This is a genomic window from Chryseobacterium indologenes (assembly GCA_016025055.1).
GTDB lineage: Bacteria > Bacteroidota > Bacteroidia > Flavobacteriales > Weeksellaceae > Chryseobacterium > Chryseobacterium indologenes.
This window is the reverse complement of record CP065590.1, coordinates 497,200-521,781: the sequence shown is the minus strand read 5'-3', so window position 1 is coordinate 521,781 and position 24,582 is coordinate 497,200. Positions and strand designations below refer to the sequence as shown.

The window sequence follows — 24,582 nt, the reverse complement described above, 5'->3', positions numbered from 1 at the left end:
GAAATGAAAGACAGGTATCTCGCTTTCTTAGCGATTATAGGAGCAGTATGTTTATTAAGTTATACTTCGGTGAAGCCTACCGGATATAGCCTTGAAGAACTGCGTACATTATATAGCAGTGGTGACCAGTCAAAATGGCCAGCACCTCATTTATTTCCGGAAGCCAAAGATGGTTTTCAGGATATCGGGCCATTACCCAAAATGAAGTTCCCTGAAGATAATCCGTATTCAGAAGATAAGATGGAGCTTGGAAAAATGCTTTTCTTCGATCCGAGACTTTCAAAGAGTGGGCAGATTTCCTGTGCCAACTGCCATAATCCTGAAATCGGTTGGTCAGATGGAAGCAGGGTTTCTTTCGGTCATGATCGTCAGACGGGAGTTAGAAATGCACCTACTTTGGTGAATATTGGATATGCTAAAACTTTTTTCTGGGATGGCCGCGCTGGAACATTGGAAGAACAGGTAAAAGCACCCATTGAAAATCCTGTGGAAATGAATCTTCATATGTCTCTTGCTACAAGAAATATCAGGAAAATTAAGGGATATAAGCCATTTTTTGAAAAAGCCTTCGGAAATGGAGAAGTTACAGAAGAGAAGATCACCAAAGCTATTGCCACATTTGAAGGTTCTTTGATAAGCCCACCTTCAAAATTTGACAAATTTGTATCCGGAAAAAAGATGCTTTAAATGATTCTGAACTTAACGGACTTCACTTATTCCGAACCAAAGCAAACTGTATTAACTGCCACAATACATCCTATTTTTCAGATCAGAAATTTCATAACTTAGGACTTACCTACTATGGAAAGAAATATGAAGACCTGGGAAGATATATTGTAACCCAAAAAAATGAAGATGTAGGAAAGTTTAAAACACCTACACTGAGAGAAGTTTCAGAGAATAAGCCTTATATGCATAATGGACTTTTCCCTGAGCTGGCCAATATTGTTATGATGTACAACGCTGGAATGGGAAGGGAAACTCCGAAAGGAGACCAGGTAAATGATCCGAAGTTTCCACATAAATCCGGAATGATTGAAAAACTTAATTTAACAGACGATGAGGTCTTTGATATTGTAGCATTTCTGAAAACTCTGAACAGCTACAAATATAAAATGCGCCCGCCGGAATTGCCTAAAACGACTAAATAATTGATTTGAAAATCTCCTGTATTAAGCAGGAGATTTTTTTATATACTTGTTCTGATTTCTTCTTTCCATTCAGTTGCTAAAGTTTCTACGTAATCTACAAAAGTAGGGACGGAATTAATGGTATAAAATGTATACTCAGGTTGATTTTTCAAAGACTTAACATTTTCAAAAGCATGACCAGGAGCAAAAAGTAAAATTCTCTTTGTTTTTGGATCATATAATGTTAAATTGCCATTAACTTCTTCCGCAAAACTGATGAGGCTATTGTAGTCAATAGGTGATTTCTGATCCTGACCGCAGGTTTCTTCGTAATAATTCTCCCAACCTTCAATTCCTGTTGAACAGGCAGATCCGAGAAACAGGAAATTCTGATTATTGGTAAAAGCCCGGTCCGGCTGCTGATAAGATTCCTGAATACCGCCTATTTCATTTAACAATAACTGATGCTCTTCGATAAACGGTAAGGGAGAAGAATCTTGTTCAATTTTATTTAACCAACCACAGCTCTCATTATCCTTATTAGTCCATGACAGGAGATAATAAGGTTGGCCGTTAATCTTTAGGTCCAGTACTCTTGCATTATTGATGAGATTGGTAAGAACAGGAAATGTCTCTGTAAATTTTTCAGATAATGTAATTCCTTTTTCCATTTCTGAAAACTCCAAATGATCAGAGTCGCTGATTATCCATGGAATATTTTTTCTGAAAGCTTGTAAGTCTGCATTCATTCAACTAAGTGATTTAGGTAAGTTCAAAGATAGATGATTCAAAAGGAAAGAACAAGTGACTGGTGCTTCTTTCTGTGAGAGCTTTATTAATTTTTTATGAAAATATAATCGAAAAATCAATGATGTGTATTTTATCTGTATATTTGTTTTTATTTAGAATAAATAAAATTTTAAAATAATACATGAAAAAATGTTAAGAGAAATACCTCTGTACATATTATTTATCAATCTGTTTTTAAAAAACTAAACACTATGGAACAATACAATAAAAGAATACTTGCGTTGGACTTAATAAAGGGGATGAGTGTATTGGGAATGATTATTATACATACCTTGCTTATTTATGCCAATGTAAAATCACAATCGGAAACCACTATAGGAAGTTTTATCGTTTTCCTTGGACGAGGGACTTCTATCTTTCTGATTTGTATGGGAATTACCTTTATGACTTCAAGCCACCAAAGCCTCGGCAGTGCTTTAAAACGGGGAGTTTTACTTGTACTAGCCGGACTTTTTATGAACTTTATGAAGTTTATGATCCCTTTCATCTTTGGCTTTGCTCCTGATAATTTTATTCAGAAATACGGATGGAATGCCCCGATAGAACAACAATATGTGTATCTGGTGCAACTGGGTGATATTTTACAGCTGGCGGGAATGTCTTTGCTTTTTGTTGGTTTTATTAGAGAGTATGTTAAAAATAAGTATGTCATTCTGGTAATTGGTTTGCTGGTAGCACTCGTTTCAAGAGAGGTGAGCGGCATTAATGCAGATGTACCGGTGATCAATTATATTCTTGATCTTCTTTTTAGTACCGATTATCCTGCTTATGTTTATTTTCCTGTTTTCCCGTGGATGTCCTTTATTATTATTGGAATGTTCTTTGGGAAATGGTTTCAGGAACTGAAGTACGACAGCAAAAAATTATTTAAAAATATGTTGTATGCTGGACTTTTATTCATAGCTGTTGTGGCTCCATTGGTTTTTAAATATGGCAAATACAATTACAATGGTTTTTATCATATGGGGCCGGGAGGTGTTATTTATTTTGCCGGATGGACGTTAATTTTTCTATGGATTATCTTCAGAATCACCTTAAATGTCAAAAAAAACAGATTCATGCAGTTGTTACAATATTGCAGCAAAAATCTGACTTCCATGTACATGATCCAATGGATTCTGATATCCTGGGGAAAAGGAATATTCGGGTACAGACAGCACGAAATAGGTTATGTGATGGTACTTATTGTATTGTATATCGTTCTTACTTTTTCAGTTCAGATCAGTATTGACCTGATAAGAAAGAGAAAAACACTTGTTCTGTTACGGAGAACTTCCATGGAAGAAAGTGTATGATTTTAAATGTATATTCTGGGCATATAAGAAAGCCACTGTAAGAATGATTTACGGTGGCTTTACTTTTTTCAGATAAAGTACTGTTGTCAGAGAATTTCAACTTCTTCAGGAATCATGAAGTATATAATACATCCGTTCTCTGATTTTACTGAATGCTTAAAACCCGGCGGGGTGTATAAAAAATCTCCTTTTTCAAGATGGGCACCTGCAATGAAAGCTTCACCCTCCAAGATAAAGAGTTCTTCTCCTGCCGGATGATTGTGATAAGGATAGCTTGCTCCCGGTTCAAATTTCAGAAGAATGTTGGTAGAACGGTTTTTCTCAGGATCAAATTTTAATGATTGTACGAAAATACCTTCATAATGAATTCCTTTTTCAATTAAAGGTTGCCATTCGTTTTGTGTTGTTTTTACGATGTAATCGTTGATGTTGGTATGCATGATAAATGATTTTTAATTATTGTTTTTGAGGTAATATCTGGTCAATACTCCATTGATATTGAGAAAAAGTACTCAATAAAAATGCTCCGGCACTGAAAACAAAAACTGAATAATCCAGCGGTTCTTTACAGCCGAAAGAAATACTCATCGCCATGGCAAATAACAGACTAAGGACAGCGGCAAAAAGAGCTGTTTTTTTTACCTGATATCCTGCAAGAAGAAGAAGTCCGAAAGATAACTCCGCAATGGTTGACAGGATCGCCAAAAAAGGAGCAAATGAAGAGGGAAGGAAAGAATTGGTTTCAGCCGTGTATTGTACAAAACTTTTCCATCCGGATGATCGGGTTCCCCAAAGATTCAGCCTGCTGGCTACTGCCGATAAAAACCCCGTTGCTAATGCGATTCTTAATAAGAAAACGGCGATGTCTTGTCTGGTTTTCATACCTGTAATTTTTGTTTTCAATTATAGGGACAAAGTTCAGTGAAAAACAGGGCCTAAAGAATAGACAATTTCGGGAAAAGCATGTAAAATTTAGTAGAGTGGAAAATTGAGAATTGAAAGTTGAAGATGGAAAGGATATGGATGTCTGAACTTAAGATCTTTTTAAGTTTTTTTGATAGTCTTTGGGGGATAATGAGGTATGCTTTTTAAAAAAGTTGGAAAAATAAAAGGGATCATTAAAGCCCAGTTGATACGCTATTTCTTTGATGGTCAGTTTTTCATAGAGCAATAGCCGTTTAGCTTCAGAAATGATGAGACTGTAAATGACGTTTTGGGCTGTTTTTTGGGTGTGAAGCTTTGATACTTCATTCAATTTCGCCTCAGTTGTATTTAATAAGTCTGAAAACTGAGCTACCGGATAATTATCTGAAAAATGTTGGCGTACCTTCTCCAGAAATTTTAAAAACAAGGCATCCGGTTTCCAGATTTCATCGCCGTTGGCAATTTTGCTGCGGTTGATTTCTACCAATAGTAATTCAATCATAGAATGAGTGGAAATCAGATATTGATAAGGTTTTTCCTCGATTTTTTTTTCAATCCTGTCAAGGGTTTCAGAGAAAAAGGACGCATTCCGGATCGTGATTATTTCGTTCATTCCAAAATGGCAGAAAAGTCCGTTGTGAAAGATAAGCTCAATATCGCTGTCGCTTTTACTGAAAAAATCAAGCGTAAATTCAAGAGCGATGACCTCTCCGTTTACAGTCATCAGCTGATGATATTGTCCCGAGGTAATCGTGACTGCCTGATGAGTTTTCAACGCAAAAATATGTTCATCAATAAGAATTTCTGCCGTTCCTCCTGAGCACCAGAATAGAGTATACTTAATAACCCTTCTCGGTTCAGAATGGCCTTCCTGATTATAATATTTTTTTATTTCAACCATTTTTTATGTTTGTATCAACTTTAATAATTAGATTGATGGATTATTTTTTTATCATATACTAAATTAAAGAAAATGTTTACATTCGTAGAGAATTAAAAAACAAAATGTAAATGAAATATTCTAAGATCGTGTTGGTTGCAGCTTTATTGTTTTTTCAATGGGGAATGGCTCAGGAAAAAGCAGATGTTGTAATCAATAATGCACTGACAGAGGCTAAAGCAGCTAAGAAAAATGTTTTGCTGGTATTCCATGCCTCATGGTGCAAATGGTGTAAAATGATGGAAAAAAATATGAACCTGCCGGAAACACAGCCTATTTTTGATAAAAGATTTGTTATCGCATACATCGATGTTCAGGAAAGAGGTGAAAAGAAAGCCCTTGAAAATCCAGGCGGGCAGGAACTGATGAATAAGTTCAAAGGTGAAAATGCAGGTCTCCCTTTCTGGCTGGTCTTAAATTCCAAAGGAGAGGTGTTGGCTGATTCTTTCAATGCTAAAGGTGAAAACCTGGGATCTCCCGCTACTCAGGATGAAGTATCTGATTTCATTGCCAAGCTGGGAAAAGCTTCTCCGCTGACAAAAGAAGAAAGCCAGAAGATTCAGAATGTTTTTATGAAGAAAAATTAATAAAATAAATTCCCCGGACGAAGTCCGGGGAATTTTGGTTAACTATAAAAATTACGATGATCTTTTAATTGATCACAATATAATTGTACTTATCGCTTGGAGCGATGGTGTATGCTACATCTTCCGTTTTGGTGATTATAAATTCACAAGGATGTTGCCCTCTTGGCTTACAGACTCCTTGCTGGCTTGATAAACGTTGATTGGGAATGGTCATATTGGTATTCAAACCTGCATTTTGCAATACAATAGGCTCTGTGGTAGTCGTGTAAGTAAAATGATCTCCGTTACCGCTCACTCCATTCGTTGTTGTTTTATTAATGACAAAGCGGATGCTGGGGTGGGCAATGGTATTGGTCTGGCTTTTACTGGAATAAAAGTAGAGCTTGATGTCCGCATTTTTAATTCGGCTGCTGGTTACGATATTTTCTTTAACCAGTTTTACATAAACCGGTGGATTTTTAATATCAAATTTAAATGAAGTCTTTACCGGAGAATTATCATTTAAATAAGAATAGGTACAGAAAATAGGAACTCCCGGCTGGCTTTTTGAAAATGTGCCTTTGGAAACATGATTAACGAAAGCTTCATATCCTTTGAAAGACTGCGCTGCCGTAACGCCGCTGCCTCCGATCATATAAAGATTGAAATCAGCCCCGTTCAAAAAGTTTTTCTCCTCCTGAGTAAGATAGCTTTCTCCCTTTACAAATAACTTACTGAACGTTTCATTGATTGTCGTTCTGGCTGTTTCTGCCAGTTCATTCGTTTCAATGGCCAAAACTCCCATTCTTCCGTACGATATAGAACTTACATACACAGGTTCTACACCTCCGGTATCAAGGTTGGTATCATTAACCAGTGATCCGGATGGAATATCCATATCCAGCGTGAATGACGTCTGGTAAAACTTTACATAGAACCCCGTTCTCTTAGTGATCATCCCTTCTTCAATATTGGTAGAAGAAGAATTTTTTCCAAACAAAGATCTTGTATTAACATTAGACCCGAAAGCCACTTTAAGCTCATCATAAGAAGTAAATTGCTCAACACTGTAGCTTAATATTCCGTTTTGGGTAAAGTCCGCAGACTGGATATAATCCTGGACCACCTGTCTGGTATTTGACAAAGAAGGTTTATCTATGGTAAATGCGGTTTTTTTATTCAATGCCGGAATTGACATGGAAACGGTAATTGGTTTTACAGAAGCTGTAATCGGTTTAAAATTCATGTCCTGTATAGAATTTCCTTTCAGCAGGGACCCTGGGAAAATATACATCTGCAAATGGGGCAATACGATAGATTCTGAAGATTCAAACTCGCGGGTCTCCGTAAATGTTTCAGGATCTCCTTTGCCCAGCATGCTTCTGTTCTTGCCCGATTGTAATACCGATGGATAAGTTCCGAACGAGGTAATATTGATTACCTGTTCAGGGGTACGGTTCAAAGGTTTTTCATTCCCTTGTTTATCCAGTTCATTAGCACAACTTGATAAGGCAACCATTGAAATGGCTGCCATCATATACATTAATTTTTTCATTATTATTTTTCTACAGTGAATGTTGTATAGTATACAGAATTGTCCCCTGCGTGTGCTGCTGTGAAGTTAATTGGAACTCCCGGAGCATTGGCGGTAAACTCACCTCCGTTAACAATAAAGTTGATGAATCCCTGGTATCCCTGTACTACCTCTACGGCATCAGATCCTACACCTCCCAGAATATATACTTTAAGGTCAGATTCCTCAAGGATTTTTTTACTCTGTACATCAATGCTGATCGATCCGTTAACCATCTTTGCATTTAATGCTGCTTTAAGAGCAAAAGCTGTTTCATTGTAAGAGTAGTCAGATTCAAGAGAAATAATTCCTAATCTTCCATAGGTGATTGAGTTGATGTATACCGGGTTTTTAGAAGCTGCCAGATTCAGATCGGATTCATTTTTGAAGATATTACCATTGTCAGGAATATCCATATCGATGGTAAAATTCTTCTGAGTGAATTTTGCAAAAATTCCGGTATTCTTTTTCACCTTATTATTACTGCCGCTGATATCAATACTGAAAATACTTCCAATATTTACATTCGCTCCAAATGCGATTTTAAGTTCGCTGTAATAAGAGAACTGCTTGATGTTGTAATCAAATGCCAATGACTGCTGGCCACTGAAATTTGCACTCTTCATCGCTTTAAACATGGATGATCTCATGCTTGAAAGCGAAGGTTTTTCAATAGTATCAACAATAAAATCTGACGGAAACGAATACGATACGGTAATAGGTTTCGTCGGATATGAGATGGGTGTATAGGTAAGGTTATCCAGCGTAGTAGAGTTGTAAACACCACCAATAAATGTTTTGTTAGGTGACGTTACAACCATCTGGTCGCTGTTTAAGGTCACAGTAGTTGTTTTTTGAGTATTGGCGATTTTTTTTACCTCCTACGGAAACCTCGTCATAATTCAGGTATTTTGAAGGAAGACTTACTACTGGGTTGATTCCTTTAAAGGATTTTGAAGTTTCAGCAGTTGGCTGAGCTTCTTCATTAATGTCGTTCTGACACGAAATTGACGTAATACCGGCAAGAGCCAATAATGTCATTGGTAAAATTAGTTTCTTCATGGTTAAAGTTTGAGCCCCAAAAATATATTTTTTACACGAATAAGGGAAATAATATTGTATTAATTCTTTGTTAAGCCTTATTAATATTGATTTTTTAAAATGTAACTCACTGGTTTTAATGAATGTAATTCTCTTTATGATGATATTAATCATGTTTGGATATAAAAAACTCCCCGGAAATTTTTCCAGGGAGTTTTTATGGGGTTGCCATCCGAAATGTCAAGAATGGAAGACCTACTGCAATGAAAATGTATACTCAATATTAGTCCATAAAATCTGATCTTCTGATTTTGTCATATCAGCAGGGTTGGTAAAGACAGTTCCAAATATATTCTGGAATTCGGTGGTTCCAAAAAGAGAATTTTTATGGATCAACAGTCCCTCAGAATCATTTCTTGGCACTTTTTTAATATATCTGAAAGTTCTTTTTAAAGTAAAGGATGCATTGTTTTTATCAAAGTCACCTATATAATCTGGCTTGGCATTGTTGTTATGAATCAGAACAGAGTCATTGGATAACGTAAAAGGATAAGTGGTTTTTTCAGAAGTTCCTGAGATCAGGGTGATGGAGTGGCTTTTCATATTCAGCTCTATCTGCTTCCAGGCCGGTTCTTTATAAAATTCCCAATACGTATTGAGGTAAGATTCCTCAGGTGTCGATTTTTTACCTGTTGATCCTTGATACAAAACAGTATCTTTTATCCGGTAATACTTAAATTGGAAATGATAAACATCCTTGTCTATAGGTTTAGGATCATCAATCGTATTGTCATTATTTCCACATGAAAAGAAAGCCATACAGGCCATGGAATAGAGAAGGTGTTTCATCGATATTAATTTTTTGTAAAGATATACCTAATCACAGTAAAATCAAAAAGACGAAATGCCCATTTCGTCTTTTTGATTCTATATCATATTATTTTTTAAAATATATCCTGTCCTGCTTCTGCTGCTCATTGTAAATAATCTGGAAGCTTACAGGCATGTATTGATAAAGGATTTTCCAATGCTGGATCTTTGCATGTTTTTTAAAGCTTTCGAATGATCTTACAAAGAGATTTTCGATCATGCTTCTTACATACGAATTCCCATTCCTGTAGATGCAGTCCATCAGTTTGATGTGATGCGCAATAATGCTGATCTTAGATTCCTGAAGGAGATTCTTTAGATAATTAACCGTTGCCTGCATGATCCCGGCAAAATTATCCTGAGCGGATAACTGTATGATTTCTTTGCGAAGTGGCGGATAGAAAAATTTTAAGTATTCAACAGCTGTTTTTTGATTAATTGTTTGCATTTGTACTTTCATCATAATTAAGAATTTTTCAAACACTTATTATTGCAGCGAAATGTATACCAAAATTTAAAGGCAGGCTGCAAAAATAAATACGGCTGCAATCACTGCGATATGAGTGAACAGTATTTCGGAATTATGTCTGTTTGTCGTGGTTTTCCAGGTTTTCCAGTCTGAAATTCTTCTGATTTTATTTTTCATAATCTATTGATTGTGAGTTATTTTAATTTTTGTTTAATTTAAACACTTTGTAATGAAAGGGACGAAAAATGTAATAAAGCGCTATATACCGTGATTGTAAATTTGTCTGGAATATACCTTCTGAAGATTGACAGAAATATGACTAAAGATCACTTTTCTGTATTCTTCGCTGCAAAAAGCGGTACAATTGTCCAGAGAATAAATAAATGTAGTCTCAATAGCATTTTTTAATACCGTATCTCCGTCAGTATAGATTTTGTCCATTTTCTGTAAACTTCTGAACAGCAGATTTCTGTCATTTTGGCGGATCATATTTTTTATGCGCTCTGTAAATGTCCGTATAATGCTGTAGGAGTTTTGAATTTTAATTTCTTTTACTTCATTTTCAAAGTCAGGAACCACATCAGTGATTTCCTGTACGGCTTGTAAATAATTCATAAGATGATATATTAAAAGTGATTCTGTTCAAGTATTTTCATAAATGCTCCGAAGATGAAAACGATCAAAAAAGCAAAAAATAGCATGTGATAAGGCTTCAACCACGAAGGCGTTTTAGGACCTCTGCTTTTTAATCTTCTTAACTTGTCTATTCTGTTTAATGTTTTTAAGTCCATTTTTCTATGTTTTCAAACTATGATGCCAAGACTATTCCGTTGAAAATGATTTTAATGCAATTATTTGATTTTTAATGTTTTGCGTGTTTTTTTGTTCATGTTTTAGAATAAAAAAGCATTTCAAAATGAGAAGGTTTTTATCAAATTGGAAAAAAATATCAGGATCCGCTATAAAACTTAGTAAGAATGGTAACACTTACATTTTGAATATCCCTGAATGTTATCCTGGTTGGTCTTTTTTAAAGCAAAGCTTTGAAGTTATCAAGCGAACTAAAGTGTTTTCGGAACAGATTTTATATTCTTTTGCGGTTCAAAACTCCGTACATCAACCTTGTTTTTAAGTTTCGCATAAAGATTAGAATGAATATCTTTGCAGTCCAAATATTCAGAAAGATGTTTTCAAAAATAATAGTACACAGAGTCGGAAATAAGATCAACGGAGATTCCCTAACGCTTTCCCAGGAGGAATTGAAGCTTGAGGAAGGAATGGCAGAATTGCTTGAAGATTACTTTTTAGGATCTTTCAAATCGGAAGAAACTTTTCATTTTTACAGTGATACGTATCTGGTAAACAATCCGGTTTACAGTGCGGTTTCTGAAATTTTTGATGATAAATCCAAATTTATATGGGAATCTGAAAATATTGCAAAGCACCTTTTCGAAGCAGCAGAGAACCCTAGAGTTCAGAGTGGCGAGCTTTTCATTGTTCTTTTTGAAGATGATAGTGACCGCCCGGACAGAGTGGATAAAATCGGGATCTTTAAAACCGAGAAAAGAGAATCTTTCCTGAAAATTAATCCGGGGAAGAAACATTTGATATTGAAAAAGATCAGGGAATCGGTTTATCTAAAATTGATAAAGCAGCCTTAATATATAATAATGATAAAGATACGGGCTACGTACTTTCTGTGGTTGACAACAACAAAAACGGAGACATGTACTACTGGTTCGAAGACTTCCTGAAAGTGAAACAACGTGACGACGAATATTTCCATACCCAGGAAGCGTTAATGGTGTATAAAGATTATATCACGAAACAGTTACCACAGGAATTTGAAGTCTCTAAAGCTGATCAGGCAGATTTCCTTAATAAATCCATCAATTTCTTCAAGGAAAAAGAAGAGTTTAAATTGGATGATTTCGCTAATGAAGTGTTGGGTGATGAGCATGTTATTGAGAGCTTTGTCAACTTTAAAACTGATTACGAGCAGGATATGCAGGTTAATATTGCGGAAGAATTTCCAATCAGTGAGGCAGCGGTGAAAAAGACACAGAGACATTTTAAAAGTATCATTAAACTTGATAAAAATTTCCACATCTATATTCACGGAGACAGACAGAAAATCGAAACCGGCGAAGATGATAAAGGAAAATACTACAGACTTTATTTTGACAAAGAAGTATAAGTAGAAAAGCGTTATTGAAGATGAGAAATAACGGCTGGAAGCTGGAAGAAAGAAGCTGGGAGTACCTTCTGGCTTCAGGACTGTAGATTTTTCGTAGCGCAACTCAGATTAAGTAATAATATCATAACTTTATTGCTGATTACAAAACAACAGCTATGAAGTTCATGATCATTTTCTGGGGAGCTTTCCTCTTCTTTTTCTGCGTTCCTTTTCCGATATTCATTTATATGATGACGGAGGAACTTACAACAGAACCGAGAAATTCATTAGCGATCAGCTATGGATACCTCGGTTTTTCTTTGTTAATCTGGGGGTACATTATTGTTTTCTTTGTGAACAACCTTTTTGTTAAAACATTTCAACAGAGAAGCACCATTTATTCCATTCTCAGAAACGGAATTCCAAGAGAAGCTGCTGTTACACGTTACCAGCTCATAAAATGTTTCCCCGAATCCAATATGAATGCCATTCAGATTGTACTATCTTTTCCTAACCTCAGAAATACAGTCATTGAGCATGAAATGACGTTCCACGACTCCAAGCCACAGGAAAAAAGATTTGATGTCGGAAAGAAAGTAAAAGTCCTGCTGAATCCAAATATTTCACAAGAGCCATACTTTATCTTAAGCGACCAGAAAGTGGCTATCAATCCATCAGGAATCATTTTGCGAGGAATATTTGTGGGATTGTTGATTGCTTATATTGTGGGATTATACTATTATTTCTACATGAGGGACTCTTTTGATTTCGGCTGGCAGTTCCTCACCTTTATGCATCCCATTATTTTCAGTGGAGTGATGACCCTTATTTATGTTTTGGTTTTTCAGTTGATTGTCGGGAAGTTTTTTAAAAATAAAAAGGATGAAAAAATCCTGTTTTCGGGAAGAAATGCAAAAGCGGATATCATCAGTGTAAGCCAGACAGGCTTAACCGTTAATGACCAGCCTGAAATTATGATCCAGGTAGGTTTCAAAGATTTCAGAGGAACCGAACATATTGCCGTATATAAAAAGATTGTCACCCTTTTGAATCTTTCGTCAGTTCCTAAACATGGCAATATAGAGATTCTGTATGATGAGAATGATCCTAAAAAAATTATGATCCCGAAGATTTTTTAGAGATCCAAATATCAGTACCTGATAAAACAAATAAGAGGACGGCTTAAAAAATTAAACGAAATTCATCATTGTATGTACTGAGCTTATTTAAATTGTATAAAACCACATAGGTACATAGACCTCCCTTTATAACAGGAATTAAAAAACTATGTGTCTATGTGGTTTGTTTTTATGTTTAACAGTCTTTACATTAAACTATTTCTTTTTAAAGAATAATGCTCTGTTATATTCAAAATTCATTCTGGCAATATTGAGTACCGAAATTCCTTGCGGACATTCCACTTCACAGGCTTCCGTATTTGAACAGTGCCCGAATAATTCTGTATCCATCCGGGTAACCATATCTACAACGCGTTTGCTTCTTTCTTCTTTACCCTGAGGAAGAAGTGCCATATGCGTAATCTTTGCTGAGGTAAATAAAGCCGCACTTCCGTTTTTACAGGTTGCAACGCAGGCGCCACATCCGATACATGCCGCAGAATCAAAAGCTTCCTCTGCCGTTTGGTGGGTAACCGGAATGGCCGTGGCATCCGGCGCCTGCCCGGTGTTGATAGAGACGAAACCTCCTGAAGAAATGATTCTGTCAAAAGCAGAACGGTCTACCTTTAAATCTTTTTTAACCGGAAAAGCTTCTGCACGGAAAGGTTCTATTAAAATGGTTTCCCCATCTTTAAACGATCTTAGGTGAAGCTGACAGGTTGTGGTATGTTTTAACGGACCATGAGCGATACCATTAATCATCATTCCGCATTGTCCACAAATTCCTTCACGGCAATCGTGGTCAAATTCTACCGGTTCATCGCCTTCAGTAATCAGTTTTTCATTTAAAGTATCCAGCATTTCGAGGAAAGACATTTGGGAATTCAATCCTTTCAGGTCATAACCGACCAGTTTTCCTTCACTTTTTCTGTCTTTCTGTCTCCATATCTTAAGGTGTAAATCCATAATTTCTGTTTTTTGTTATTTGTAACTTCTTACCGTTGGCTGTATTTCTTCGAAAATCAGAGGTTCCCGGTTCAGTTCCGGCTCGCTGTTTTCACCTGTCCACCCCCATGCAGAAATAAATTGATATTCCGCATCATTTCTAAGGGCTTCACCGTCCGGTGTTTGAAATTCTTCCCGGAAGTGAGCACCACAGGACTCATTACGGGTTAAAGCATCGTAGCACATCAGCTCTCCGATTTCAAAATAGTCGGCAACGCGGCCTGCTTTTTCAAGTTCGGAATTCATGTTGTCTCCTTGTCCGGAAACCCTTACATCGTTGTAAAATTCCTGTTTTAATTTTCTGATTTCCTGAATGGCAAATTGTAATCCTTTTTCGTTTCTTGCCAGTCCGCAGTAATCATAAAGAAGCTTTCCCAATGTTTTGTGGAAATGATCAACGGTTTTTGTTCCTTTGATATTGATTAATTCCTGAATCTGTTTTTTAACGGCATTTTCAGCGTGTTCAAATTCCGGGGCGTCCGGTGAAATTTTACCTGTGTGGATTTCATCCGCCAGATAATTCGCAATCGTATAGGGAGCAATAAAATATCCGTCTACAGAGGCTTGCAGAAGAGAGTTGGCTCCCAGTCTATTGGCCCCGTGATCTGCAAAATTGGCTTCTCCCAATGCAAATAACCCTGGAATAGTCGTCATCAGTTCATAATCTACCCAAAGCCCACCCATTGAAAAGTGAGCGGAAGGCGAGATCATCATAGGTTCTTTATACGCATCATATCCCGTAATTTTAAGATACATATCGAATAAATTTCCGTATTTCTCTTTGATCTTTTCTTTTCCCTGCTCTTTGATTGCTTTTGAAAAGTCAAGATATACCGCATTTTTTAAGGGTCCGATTCCGAAACCTGCATCAATCCTTTCTTTGGCAGCGCGGGAAGAAATATCTCTTGGTGCCAGATTTCCAAAAGCCGGATACCTTCTTTCCAGGTAATAATCTCTTTCATTTTCAGGAATATCATTGGGTAGTCTGTTTTCTTCTTTTTTCAGAGGAACCCAGATTCTTCCGTCATTACGCAATGATTCGGACATCAATGTCAATTTCGATTGATAATCTCCGGACTGAGGAAGCGAAGTAGGGTGTACCTGAATCCAGCTTGGTGAGGCCATCAAAGCTCCTTTTTTATGAGCTCTCCAGATTGCAGATCCGTTACATCCCATAGCTAAAGTAGAAAGGTAATAGATTTTTCCATATCCTCCTGTTGCCAGGATGACGGCGTGGGCCGCATGTCTTTCAATTTCCCCGGTATCTAGATTTCTTACAATAATTCCTCTGGCTTTACCTTCAATAACAACCAGATCCAGCATTTCATGTCTCGAAAAAAGCTGTACAGAACCTTTTCCGACCTGTCTCATTAGCGCCTGATAGGCTCCCAAAAGCAATTGCTGCCCGGTTTGCCCTCTTGCGTAAAATGTCCGGCTTACCTGTACACCCCCGAATGAACGGTTGTTGAGGTAACCTCCGTACTCACGTCCGAAAGGAACTCCCTGAGCAACAGATTGATCGATAAGGTTTAAAGAACACTCAGCCATGCGATATACATTGGCTTCACGTGCTCTGAAATCTCCGCCTTTTAGCGTATCTACAAACATTCTGTAAACACTGTCCCCATCGTTTTTGTAATTTTTAGCTGCATTTACTCCACCCTGAGCGGCTACAGAATGCGCTCTTCTGGGACTGTCCTGAAAACAGAAGGATTTGACATTATATCCCATCTCGCCCAATGAAGCGGCAATTGAGCTTCCTGCCAGCCCCGTTCCTACAACAATAACATCCAGTTTTTTACGATTCGCAGGATTAACGAGCTTGGCTTTCTTTTTTATAGTTGTCCCATTTTTGCTCCAATGGGCCTTGTGGTATTTTTGAATCTAAAATCATGATGAGGTCTGTTTAATGATAAGTAAAGAACACATAAACGGGCATCAGGGCAAAACCTACACTGATGATGACGGAGTAGGCAATTCCTGTTATTTTAACCCATTTGACAAACTTTGGATGGTATAATCCCAATGTTCTTACCGCACTGTGAATTCCGTGAATCATGTGATAGCATAACGCAATCATGGAGATAACGTAAATGATCACATACCACCATTCTCTGAACACCGTTACGACAAGAATGTACAAGTCTTTATTTCCGTTTTCATCCAATGGCGGGTTTCCGAACTTATAGATATACCAGAAATTCTGGAAGTGGATCACGAGGAAGATTAAAATTAATGTTCCCAGAATTCCCATATTACGGGAAGCCCATTGGCTGGCTCTTCCGCGTCTGTCATTCTGATAGCTTCCTCCTGATTTTCTGTTTTTTAAAGTAATCATTAATCCATCTACCGCATGCAGAATAATACTGGCATACAAAACATAGGACACGATCTTAATGATAATATTTCCTGATAAAAAGTGAGAATAGGCGTTGAACTGAAGATGTGCCTGTTCCTGCGGTAAAAATAACTGGAGATTTCCCAGAAAGTGAATCAGCAGGAAGAATCCCAGAAAGAGTCCCGTGAGACACATCAGCATTTTTCTTGACAATGTTGATAACATAGAGTTGATTTAATAATTAATAATATCCTAAAACTTTCATCCACAATCCTCCTACAACCATGTAGATAATTAATAATACAATCCCGATTTCAAGACCTCTGAGCCACCAGGCTTTGAGATCAACATATCCGCTTCCGAAGAATACCGGTGCCGGACCGTGTCCGTAATGGGTAAGAACCCCATAAATTGAACCCATGAAACCCAGCATCATTGCCAGTAACATAGGAGGAATTCCTAAAGAAACTCCCACGCCTAACAAGGCTGCATACATAGCAGCTACGTGAGCTGTAGCACTTGCAAAAATATAGTGACTGAAAAAATAGACAACAATAATCACCGGGAAAGCTACCTGCCAGCTCAGGCCACCGATCTGGACCTTGATAAGGTTACTGAACCAGCCGATAAAGCCCAGTTCATTTAAAGAGCTTGCCATCATCACAAGAACAGCAAACCAAACGATGGTATCCCATGCTCCTTTTTCACCCTTTACATCTTCCCATGTTAATACTGATGTTAATAACAATAAGGTTAATCCGATGAAAGCTGTCGTTGTAGCATCAATAGAAAGAGCACCTCCAAATATCCAAAGAGCCAGAAGGATAAAAAATGCCAATAGCATCAACCATTCATTTCTTGAAATAGGACCCATTTCTTTTAATTTCTGGGCGGCCATTTTGGGAGCGTCCCCTGTTTTTTTCAATTCAGGCGGATACAATTTGTATAAAACCAAAGGAACGATAAAGAAAGCAACCGCTCCGGGGATAAAACCGGCAGCAGCCCATGACATCCAGGTAATATCAATGCCAAGGTTGGCCGCAAACTTCTGGCACATCGGGTTACTCGCAGTCCCTGTCAGGAACATGGAAGAAGCGATGAGGTTCATGTAATAACTGTTCAGCGTTAAAAAAGAGCCTAATTTTCTGTGGGTTTCCGGTTTTTCCGGAACAGAGTCGAAGCTGATGGCCATAGATTTCATAATAGGGTAGATGATACCTCCGCCTCTGGCCGTGTTACTTGGAATAGCCGGTGCAAGACATACATCTGCCAGTCCTAATCCGTATGCCAGTCCCAATGAACTTTTACCAAAAACTCTGATAAATAAAAAGGCAATACGGTTTCCCAGACCTGTTTTGATAAATCCTCTCGCAATAAAAAATGAGATCCCGATGAGCCAGATGACTTTATCTCCAAATCCGGAAAGCGCTTTTGTGATTGATTTTCCTGCGTCTCCGGGAGCAACCACCTGCGTTAATGCTGTGAATCCTATGGCCATCATACACATGGTGCCCATAGGGGCGGCTTTTAAAATAATTCCTAAAATGGTCGCGGCAAAGATGGCAAACAAATGCCAGGCATTCCCGGCAACACCTTCCGGAGCAGGAATGAACCATATAATCAATGCAACGACGAATGTGATCGCTACATTTTTAATATTAATTTCTTTCATGATACTTTCTATTTATTCTGTTAAAATCTACTTTGCACCTGCACAATGAATAGATTGTTATTATATTGTGATGTATTGTCTACCTGATGCTTGTATCGGTCAAATTGTACTCCCAGCTGAATTCTCGCTCCGTAATTTTTCAGGAATTCCAATCCGAACATCGGGGTAATGGTTTGTCTGGGGTTGGACGCCATTCTGAAATTGGTGTCAAGATATTCGTACCGGCAGGAAAGCTCGAAGGCACTCAAATTTTTATGATTGATTTCATATCTGAGATTCGGAAGAAAGTATACCCCGCGAATCAGATACTGGTCAGGATTGAAAGGCCGTATTTCCGGATCAATGGAATTGTACAGGACGTGATTGGTCGCCTGTTTGGCTTCCAGCTGCATATCAAGGCTCCATTTGGGATCAAAGTGAATCAGTGAGCTCAGGTCAACACCCAGGGCATATACTTTTTTGCTAAATACTTCCCCGATACCACCATTCAGGCCGACATTGAAATTGTATTTTTTAGACAATCCGAAAACCAATCTGGTAGAATATTGTTTTCCGTTGTCATTATCATTGATCTGGTTTTTCCCGTTTCCGTTCACCACAGAGACAGCATATTGAAATGGAATTTCTCCGAGCTGAAGCTGTCCTGTGGCAGACATCCCGATCTGGAAGCTTGTCCAGCCCAGTTTTCCGAATTCTGTATATTGATTAGACCAGTCTAAAGATTTAATAATGTCAATAGGATAAGTTTCTTCAATTCCGAACCAGGGTCTGAATTGTCCAACAGTCAATGCCAACTTGGGACTGAAGGTATATTTTAAATAAGCATTTTCAAGAACCCTGCTTTTAGGATCATTTTTAAAATCAGCAAGGTTTGCCAGTACTACCACTTCGGTACGTTTGCTGATCTGTGCACGCACCTGAACCCTCATGTATTTAAGCATGAAATTATTATCCGTCCCGGAACCATCCGTGTGGTGAAGTCCGTTGACATCTACATCCTTGCTCATTCCTACGAGATAACGTGCCTGAAAAAGCCCTTTGATCTGCAGTTGCGGATATTTAATGTTGTCTTCTTCCTGTTTGGGAGGCTGGGTTTGAAGAGAATCCTGATTCTGTGCATGTGCTGACAACCAGCAGAAAAAAATGCATAGGAGCAGGCTTCTCTTTTTGAATGAAAAAAAGGCCATATCTTTTTGTTTATTTGTATAGTTTGAATTTTATTTTACTGTAAAAGCCTTACTTGTTGTGTAGCGTCAGTCCATAAAATGGAAATACCCACAAGGTCATCAGCATTGATTCACAGTTTCCCTATCGCTTAAAAAATAAATTAAGTGCTTCGGGTTTTTAAAAACTTTTGCGGTTGATATCTTAGTTTAAGCCTAAGAATTTGAATGGGACGGATTCCTTAAAATCCTGATTTGATTTCCCGTTATAAGTGCGGTTGTTACTCAAATCCAGTTTCATCACCTTTCCTTTAGCGCTTAAATCAAAATCTTTAAGATCTACCCAGAATGTATTCGGGGTAAAGACGGTTTCAAAATAATACACCAGATTTTTCTGATCCGAAACAGAGCGCCATCTTGTAGAAGAGATGTTAGGTTCTGTTGCCGAAGTAATACCATAAGGTACGGAACAGTTTCTGATCACACTGAATACACTGGCTACGGCAGTACGGGTATCTGCGGTTTGCGGGATGGCATTGATATAGTAGGATGCTCTTACAAAACGGTCTGCTGCGCGGTTAGTCCCAGGAAGCATAACCGTTCCCGGAATTCCTTTCCAATAATTGTTCAGAGCTAGTTGCTCTTCGAAAATAGGGGAGTTGGTCATTACCGTATATGAGGGATCATGGTGAATAACCAGTTTTCCATTGATATACTCAAATACGGCGTTATCTCCGGTAGCATCAGAAATGGATAGGTGAATGGTTGTAAATCTTTCGGTTCCGGGAATATAATCACTTACTATTACAAATGGTTCTTTTCTGGAAAATTCAACTGCCTCTTTTACGGTAGCAAAATTATCGAGATAATATTGAGCCCATAGTGAGATGGCCAGTCCTTTTTTACTTCCTTTGGGGTCATATTTCGGATATTGAGATTCACCGAGCCAGAGTAAATTAGCAACCAGTCCTTTTTCATTCATTCCGTCTGCTGAAGCGATATCCCATGACGAACTGATAAGGCTTCCGTACTTGGAGGTCCATTTTACAGATTTCGGACCTGTTTCTCCTGTACGGTCTATTCCTTTTGGAAAAACCCACAGGTTGGCAGGGATTTCGTCACGCCAGTCCATAGAACGGGCTGTGATAACGGTGTTTTGTGGACCTTTGTAAACGACGCGGGTACAGGCTTCTGACGGATTCCATAATCCTACAGAGAGAATCAAAGAAAATAAAATTAATGGGAACTTTTTCATAATAGTATTATTTGAATTTTAAATTTATATTGAATTTTATTGTGAATAATTCATTGGAATTGTAATCATATTCATTATTTGGTGATATAAATTTAGCAAAATTCACTTTAATATCATAATTAAATTACCGTATATTATGTATTTCATGTTATGAATCATGGTTAATATAGAAAGGTTTTTATTATCCGATTTTTTTTCGTATATTTTAAAAATGTCGCAGTAAAATGAGTGAAAAACAGAGAATGTTTTAACATAATTTTGATGAGACCTATCGGGGGAATAAGCGGTGGCATGGGCCTGCAGAATTTAAAATACCACAAAGTAAAAAGCTGTCTAAAAAAACACTATATTTGATAGATAGACTGAAGAGAAATATGAATTTTGTAGAATGCCATGAAGAGCCCATCCATATTCCCGGGTATATACAAAGTTTTGGTTATTTGATTGGCATTGATGCGGAATCCCGTTCCATTACTTTTTTCAGCAGGAATATTTCGGATATTTTTAAAATCGATAGTATGGAAAAACTTTTCGACAGGGAGCTTACAGACTTTCCGGAAAGCTTTCAGAGCATTATCGATTCGGATATTTACACTTCATTGGAAAGGTTTACCAGAAGAGAAAATGAGACTTATTTTGACAAAATTTTTATTGATGAAGAAGAGTATCATTTTTCTGTTTTTAAAAACGGTCCCTATATTTTCCTTGAATTCGAGAAAGTTCTGATGAATCCTGATAAGAGGATTTCCAATAAGTACGATAACTTTTATATCATAGATAACGAACAGGACCTGTGGAACCATTTACTGGAAACATTATCAAGAGTGGTGAACTATGACCGGATGATGGTGTATAAATTTATGATGGACGGTTCCGGAAAAGTGATCGCAGAGAGAACAAATGAGAATATGGAGAGCTTTTTTAGGCCTTCATTATCCTGAATCGGATATTCCCAAACAGGCGAGAGAGCTTTACCTTAAAAAGAGAAAAAGAATATTCAGTAATGTAGATGCGGAGCCCGTTCCGTTGTTAAGTAAAACAAAAGATCCCATCGACCTTACTTTTTCGGGGGCAAGAAGTATGTCCCCCGTACATATGCAATATCTTAAAAATTCGGGGGTGTCTTCGAGCTTCAGTGTTTCCATTATCATTGATGATCATCTCTGGGGATTGGTTACCTGCCAGAATATCCGACCTAAACATATTGATCTTGAAGATAGGGTACAGGCAGGGATATTTACCACGCTGGCTGCGAATGCCTACTCTTCCTTTAAATCTAAAAGCGAACTGCATTACCGTCTTGAGCTGAATGAGAAATTATCTCAGATGAAAACGGAATTTTTAAAGCATAATAATTTATTGGATTCTCTGTTTGAAAATAAAGTTCAGATTAAACAATTGCCTGAATCTGATGGTCTAGCGATCGTTTCAGATGAGAGCATCGTGATGGAAGGTACGACACCGCGACCGGAAACTATTGCAAAAATCGTACAATGGGCATTGGAGAATACGAGAGAACGCATATATATCAGCCGAAGTTTTCTTAAAGATCACGGTGAAGAATTAGGATTATCTGACAATGCGGCGGGAATTATTATCTACTTTATTGAACGGGAAAAACATGAAATGCTGATCTGGTTCAGAAAAGAATTTGATGAGCATATTAACTGGGCTGGTAATCCTGAAAAAAATATAGAGGTATTCTCTCAAAACGGAGAGAACAGACAAATGGTTTCGCCAAGAAGCTCCTTCAGAATTTTCACTGAGAATATCAAAGGGCATTCCAAGCGATGGAATTCCAGAAATATAAGTGCTGTACAGGCTATCAGGGATTTGATTCTTGAGACTTCCCATAAAAACTATAATGCAATCAAAAGGCTTAATGATGAACTTAAAAAAGTAAACGAGGAACTCGACAGTTTTTCGTATACCATATCTCATGATTTAGGTACACCTTTAACAGTCATGAAGCTAAATGCTCAGATGCTGTTGAAAAATCTGACCGACGGTTCTGAAAAAAGCAAAACCAAAATCAATACTATTATCGAGGAAATCGACAATATGGCTGAAATGATGCAGGATGTATTGCAGCTAAGCCGTGCGAAACATAGTGAAATAGAACTTGAAAATCTTAAAACATCCCATACCATTCAAAAGATTTCCGAAAACGCAAAAATGACGTACGGAAGTTCGAAGACTGAGATCATCATTAAAGAATGCCCGGATGTGATGGCTGATAAAACCATGCTTCACCAGGTATTTTTAAATATCATCAATAATGCCGTAAAATATTCTTCCCACAAGGAAATGCCTAAAGTTCATATTGAAGGAACGGAGGATGGCCAAACCATTATCTACAGAATTTCGGACAACGGAATCGGTATTCCTGCAGAGGAAAAGCATAAGATGTTTAAAATCTTCAACAGGATGGATAATGCCAAGAAATTTAAGGGTAACGGAGTAGGGTTGTCTATCGTTCACCGGATCATGAAAAGATTAGGTGGAAATGTAGATTATGAGAGTAATATTGAGGGAACTTCTTTCATTTTAACGTTTAAAAAGCCTTACATTTGAGAAACTTTTAAAAACGTTATTATGGTATCAGAATATCTTAAACAAAATACAGCAGGCTATCACGATGCAGCAGAAAAGCTTTTTAATTCTGAAAAGATTTTTAATAAAACCTTCACACTGGAAGACTACAAAAAAATTATCCATACCAATTATCTGATGCTTCTTCACAGTGAAGATAAAATATTTACCAGCCTTTCGGACAAATATGCTGAAAAACTTCAGCTGGATAACAGAAAGAAACTTTCTCTCATTGAAAAGGATCTTGAAAGCCTTTCCCTGAAAAACCAAACAGCATCTCATCCTCTTGAGTTTGAAAATGAGCATGAAGCTTTAGGAGCAATGTATGTCATCGAAGGTTCTACACTCGGTGGAAACGTCATTGCCAAGCAGCTGTCAAAAACGGAAGGTTTTGATGAGGTAAGTTTTAATTTTTTCGGTTGCTACCAGGAGAATACAGGTCCGATGTGGAAGAATTTTAAGGAAGTACTGGATACTGAAGTGGCAGAAGAAAACTATCCTCAAGTGCTTTCAGGTGCGAAAAAACTTTATACGTTTTTGCTAAACGTTAACTAATTTATTTTAATTCTAATTAAATTTCTGAAAAATTGCGCATTTTTTCAGGAATTGTTAAATTTGGGGAGTTTCAAAATAAAACTTAACTAACAAATAATAATTTAAAAAGTAACAATATGAAAGTAACTGTAGTAGGAGCAGGCGCTGTAGGAGCAAGCTGTGCAGAATACATCGCAATGAAGAACTTCTGTTCAGAAGTAGTTTTGGTAGATATCAAAGAAGGTTTTGCTGAAGGTAAAGCAATGGATTTGATGCAAACTGCGTCTCTTAACGGATTCGATACAAAAATTACCGGAACAACAGGAGATTACAGCAAAACTGCAGGTTCTCATGTGGCAGTAATCACTTCAGGTATTCCAAGAAAACCAGGAATGACAAGAGAAGAGCTGATCGGTATCAATGCAGGTATCGTGAAAGAAGTTACTGAAAACTTAGTAAAACATTCTCCGGAAGTAATCATCATCGTGGTTTCTAATCCAATGGATACAATGGCTTATCTTGTTCATAAAACTTCAGGTCTTCCTAAGCACAAAATCATCGGAATGGGTGGTGCGTTAGACTCTGCAAGGTTTAAATACAGATTGGCTGAAGCATTGGAATCTCCGATTTCTGATGTTGACGGAATGGTAATCGCAGCACACAGTGATACAGGTATGCTTCCATTATTAAGCAAAGCGACAAGAAACGGAGTTCCTGTAACTGAATTCTTAGACGATGCGCAACAAAAATATGTAATCGAAGAAACAAAAGTAGGTGGAGCAACACTTACTAAATTATTAGGAACTTCTGCATGGTATGCACCGGGTGCCGCTGTTTCTGTAATGGTTCAGGCAATTGCATGCGACCAGAAAAAGATGATTCCTTGTTCTTTAATGCTTGAAGGAGAATACGGTCAAAACGATATCTGCTTAGGAGTTCCAGCGATCATCGGAGCAAACGGAGTAGAGAAAATCGTGAACGTTACTTTAACGGCTGAAGAGCAATTGAAATTCTCTGAAGCTGCCAATGCAGTAAGAGAAGTGAATGGAGATCTGAAATTCTAATGTATTGGATTTTTATATAAATGAAAACCGCGCCCTTTGGGCGCGGT

At 37.6% G+C, this 24,582-nt stretch carries 18 protein-coding genes and 5 pseudogenes; 8 read left to right on the top strand and 15 right to left on the bottom strand.

The window, feature by feature from the left end:
- Nucleotides 1-3: 3 nt before the first annotated feature.
- Nucleotides 4-1,151, top strand: a pseudogene (locus H3Z85_02395) (c-type cytochrome).
- A gap of 38 nt (nt 1,152-1,189) precedes the next feature.
- Here the strand turns inward: H3Z85_02395 and H3Z85_02390 are convergent.
- Nucleotides 1,190-1,879 carry a hypothetical protein gene (locus tag H3Z85_02390; protein QPQ52366.1) on the bottom strand — a complete coding sequence of 230 codons (690 nt, stop codon included), beginning with the start codon at nt 1,877-1,879 and terminating at the stop codon, nt 1,190-1,192.
- A gap of 252 nt (nt 1,880-2,131) precedes the next feature.
- On the opposite strand from H3Z85_02390, the gene H3Z85_02385 reads away from it, so the two are divergent.
- On the top strand, nt 2,132-3,235 hold the full coding sequence (locus H3Z85_02385; GenBank protein ID QPQ52365.1) for a DUF1624 domain-containing protein: 1,104 nt from the start codon (nt 2,132-2,134) through the stop codon (nt 3,233-3,235).
- An 86-nt stretch (nt 3,236-3,321) separates the two neighbouring features.
- Here the strand turns inward: H3Z85_02385 and H3Z85_02380 are convergent, their stop codons facing one another.
- The 3 genes from H3Z85_02380 to H3Z85_02370 all read right to left on the bottom strand — a co-directional run bounded on the left by H3Z85_02380 (nt 3,322) and on the right by H3Z85_02370 (nt 5,060).
- Nucleotides 3,322-3,675: a cupin domain-containing protein gene (locus H3Z85_02380; GenBank protein ID QPQ52364.1), complete on the bottom strand. Its 354-nt coding sequence runs from the start codon at nt 3,673-3,675 to the stop codon at nt 3,322-3,324.
- Between the two features lie 16 nt (nt 3,676-3,691).
- Nucleotides 3,692-4,117: a DoxX family protein gene (locus tag H3Z85_02375; protein QPQ52363.1), complete on the bottom strand. Its 426-nt coding sequence runs from the start codon at nt 4,115-4,117 to the stop codon at nt 3,692-3,694.
- A gap of 151 nt (nt 4,118-4,268) precedes the next feature.
- Nucleotides 4,269-5,060, bottom strand: coding sequence for a helix-turn-helix domain-containing protein (locus H3Z85_02370; GenBank protein QPQ52362.1), 792 nt, complete (start codon nt 5,058-5,060; stop codon nt 4,269-4,271).
- Between the two features lie 110 nt (nt 5,061-5,170).
- Between H3Z85_02370 and H3Z85_02365 the strand changes: the two genes are divergently transcribed.
- Nucleotides 5,171-5,686: a thioredoxin family protein gene (locus H3Z85_02365; GenBank protein QPQ52361.1), complete on the top strand. Its 516-nt coding sequence runs from the start codon at nt 5,171-5,173 to the stop codon at nt 5,684-5,686.
- Nucleotides 5,687-5,750: 64 nt separating this feature from the next.
- Here the strand turns inward: H3Z85_02365 and H3Z85_02360 are convergent, their stop codons facing one another.
- The 5 genes and pseudogenes from H3Z85_02360 to H3Z85_02340 all read right to left on the bottom strand — a co-directional run bounded on the left by H3Z85_02360 (nt 5,751) and on the right by H3Z85_02340 (nt 10,233).
- On the bottom strand, nt 5,751-7,220 hold the full coding sequence (locus H3Z85_02360; GenBank protein ID QPQ52360.1) for a thiol-activated cytolysin family protein: 1,470 nt from the start codon (nt 7,218-7,220) through the stop codon (nt 5,751-5,753).
- A gap of 2 nt (nt 7,221-7,222) precedes the next feature.
- A pseudogene (locus H3Z85_02355) lies at nt 7,223-8,300 on the bottom strand (thiol-activated cytolysin family protein).
- Between the two features lie 234 nt (nt 8,301-8,534).
- On the bottom strand, nt 8,535-9,128 hold the full coding sequence (locus H3Z85_02350) for a hypothetical protein (protein QPQ52359.1): 594 nt from the start codon (nt 9,126-9,128) through the stop codon (nt 8,535-8,537).
- 88 nt (nt 9,129-9,216) lie between these two features.
- Complete coding sequence (locus H3Z85_02345; GenBank protein ID QPQ52358.1) at nt 9,217-9,612, bottom strand: hypothetical protein; 396 nt, start codon at nt 9,610-9,612, stop codon at nt 9,217-9,219.
- Between the two features lie 264 nt (nt 9,613-9,876).
- Nucleotides 9,877-10,233 (bottom strand): hypothetical protein, encoded by a 357-nt coding sequence (locus H3Z85_02340; GenBank protein QPQ52357.1) that lies wholly within the window; start codon nt 10,231-10,233, stop codon nt 9,877-9,879.
- A 569-nt stretch (nt 10,234-10,802) separates the two neighbouring features.
- Here H3Z85_02340 and H3Z85_02335 point away from each other — a divergent pair.
- Both H3Z85_02335 and H3Z85_02330 read left to right on the top strand, forming a co-directional pair.
- Nucleotides 10,803-11,815 (top strand): annotated as a pseudogene (locus H3Z85_02335) (nucleoid-associated protein).
- Between the two features lie 155 nt (nt 11,816-11,970).
- Entirely contained in the window at nt 11,971-12,933 is a 963-nt protein-coding gene (locus H3Z85_02330; protein QPQ52356.1) for a hypothetical protein, read from the top strand.
- A 195-nt stretch (nt 12,934-13,128) separates the two neighbouring features.
- On the opposite strand, the gene H3Z85_02325 is transcribed toward H3Z85_02330, so the two are convergent.
- The 6 genes and pseudogenes from H3Z85_02325 to H3Z85_02300 form a co-directional block, all read right to left on the bottom strand.
- A complete protein-coding gene (locus H3Z85_02325; protein QPQ52355.1) occupies nt 13,129-13,878 on the bottom strand; it encodes a succinate dehydrogenase/fumarate reductase iron-sulfur subunit in 750 nt (249 codons plus the stop codon).
- Between the two features lie 15 nt (nt 13,879-13,893).
- Nucleotides 13,894-15,811, bottom strand: a pseudogene (locus H3Z85_02320) (fumarate reductase/succinate dehydrogenase flavoprotein subunit).
- Between the two features lie 12 nt (nt 15,812-15,823).
- On the bottom strand, nt 15,824-16,480 hold the full coding sequence (locus H3Z85_02315) for a succinate dehydrogenase cytochrome b subunit (GenBank protein QPQ52354.1): 657 nt from the start codon (nt 16,478-16,480) through the stop codon (nt 15,824-15,826).
- Between the two features lie 16 nt (nt 16,481-16,496).
- Nucleotides 16,497-17,927, bottom strand: a complete 1,431-nt coding sequence (locus tag H3Z85_02310; protein QPQ52353.1) for an anion permease — start codon at nt 17,925-17,927, stop codon at nt 16,497-16,499.
- A 20-nt stretch (nt 17,928-17,947) separates the two neighbouring features.
- Nucleotides 17,948-19,114 carry a porin gene (locus H3Z85_02305; protein ID QPQ52352.1) on the bottom strand — a complete coding sequence of 389 codons (1,167 nt, stop codon included), beginning with the start codon at nt 19,112-19,114 and terminating at the stop codon, nt 17,948-17,950.
- Between the two features lie 181 nt (nt 19,115-19,295).
- Nucleotides 19,296-20,345 carry a linear amide C-N hydrolase gene (locus tag H3Z85_02300; protein QPQ52351.1) on the bottom strand — a complete coding sequence of 350 codons (1,050 nt, stop codon included), beginning with the start codon at nt 20,343-20,345 and terminating at the stop codon, nt 19,296-19,298.
- Nucleotides 20,346-20,719: 374 nt separating this feature from the next.
- On the opposite strand from H3Z85_02300, the pseudogene H3Z85_02295 reads away from it, so the two are divergent.
- The 3 genes and pseudogenes from H3Z85_02295 (at nt 20,720) to H3Z85_02285 (ending at nt 24,535) form a co-directional block, all read left to right on the top strand.
- A pseudogene (locus H3Z85_02295) lies at nt 20,720-22,919 on the top strand (GAF domain-containing protein).
- 21 nt (nt 22,920-22,940) lie between these two features.
- On the top strand, nt 22,941-23,492 hold the full coding sequence (locus H3Z85_02290; GenBank protein ID QPQ52350.1) for a biliverdin-producing heme oxygenase: 552 nt from the start codon (nt 22,941-22,943) through the stop codon (nt 23,490-23,492).
- Between the two features lie 116 nt (nt 23,493-23,608).
- Entirely contained in the window at nt 23,609-24,535 is a 927-nt protein-coding gene (locus H3Z85_02285; GenBank protein QPQ52349.1) for a malate dehydrogenase, read from the top strand.
- The last annotated feature ends 47 nt before the right edge of the window (nt 24,536-24,582 follow it).

Coding starts and splice junctions, on each gene's coding strand:
- H3Z85_02390 (QPQ52366.1), bottom strand. CDS start 1,879: ATGAATGCAGACTTACAAGCTTTCAGAAAAAATATTCCATGGATAATC.
- H3Z85_02385 (QPQ52365.1), top strand. CDS start 2,132: ATGGAACAATACAATAAAAGAATACTTGCGTTGGACTTAATAAAGGGG.
- H3Z85_02380 (QPQ52364.1), bottom strand. CDS start 3,675: ATGCATACCAACATCAACGATTACATCGTAAAAACAACACAAAACGAA.
- H3Z85_02375 (QPQ52363.1), bottom strand. CDS start 4,117: ATGAAAACCAGACAAGACATCGCCGTTTTCTTATTAAGAATCGCATTA.
- H3Z85_02370 (QPQ52362.1), bottom strand. CDS start 5,060: ATGGTTGAAATAAAAAAATATTATAATCAGGAAGGCCATTCTGAACCG.
- H3Z85_02365 (QPQ52361.1), top strand. CDS start 5,171: ATGAAATATTCTAAGATCGTGTTGGTTGCAGCTTTATTGTTTTTTCAA.
- H3Z85_02360 (QPQ52360.1), bottom strand. CDS start 7,220: ATGAAAAAATTAATGTATATGATGGCAGCCATTTCAATGGTTGCCTTA.
- H3Z85_02350 (QPQ52359.1), bottom strand. CDS start 9,128: ATGAAACACCTTCTCTATTCCATGGCCTGTATGGCTTTCTTTTCATGT.
- H3Z85_02345 (QPQ52358.1), bottom strand. CDS start 9,612: ATGATGAAAGTACAAATGCAAACAATTAATCAAAAAACAGCTGTTGAA.
- H3Z85_02340 (QPQ52357.1), bottom strand. CDS start 10,233: ATGAATTATTTACAAGCCGTACAGGAAATCACTGATGTGGTTCCTGAC.
- H3Z85_02330 (QPQ52356.1), top strand. CDS start 11,971: ATGAAGTTCATGATCATTTTCTGGGGAGCTTTCCTCTTCTTTTTCTGC.
- H3Z85_02325 (QPQ52355.1), bottom strand. CDS start 13,878: ATGGATTTACACCTTAAGATATGGAGACAGAAAGACAGAAAAAGTGAA.
- H3Z85_02315 (QPQ52354.1), bottom strand. CDS start 16,480: ATGTTATCAACATTGTCAAGAAAAATGCTGATGTGTCTCACGGGACTC.
- H3Z85_02310 (QPQ52353.1), bottom strand. CDS start 17,927: ATGAAAGAAATTAATATTAAAAATGTAGCGATCACATTCGTCGTTGCA.
- H3Z85_02305 (QPQ52352.1), bottom strand. CDS start 19,114: ATGGCCTTTTTTTCATTCAAAAAGAGAAGCCTGCTCCTATGCATTTTT.
- H3Z85_02300 (QPQ52351.1), bottom strand. CDS start 20,345: ATGAAAAAGTTCCCATTAATTTTATTTTCTTTGATTCTCTCTGTAGGA.
- H3Z85_02290 (QPQ52350.1), top strand. CDS start 22,941: ATGGTATCAGAATATCTTAAACAAAATACAGCAGGCTATCACGATGCA.
- H3Z85_02285 (QPQ52349.1), top strand. CDS start 23,609: ATGAAAGTAACTGTAGTAGGAGCAGGCGCTGTAGGAGCAAGCTGTGCA.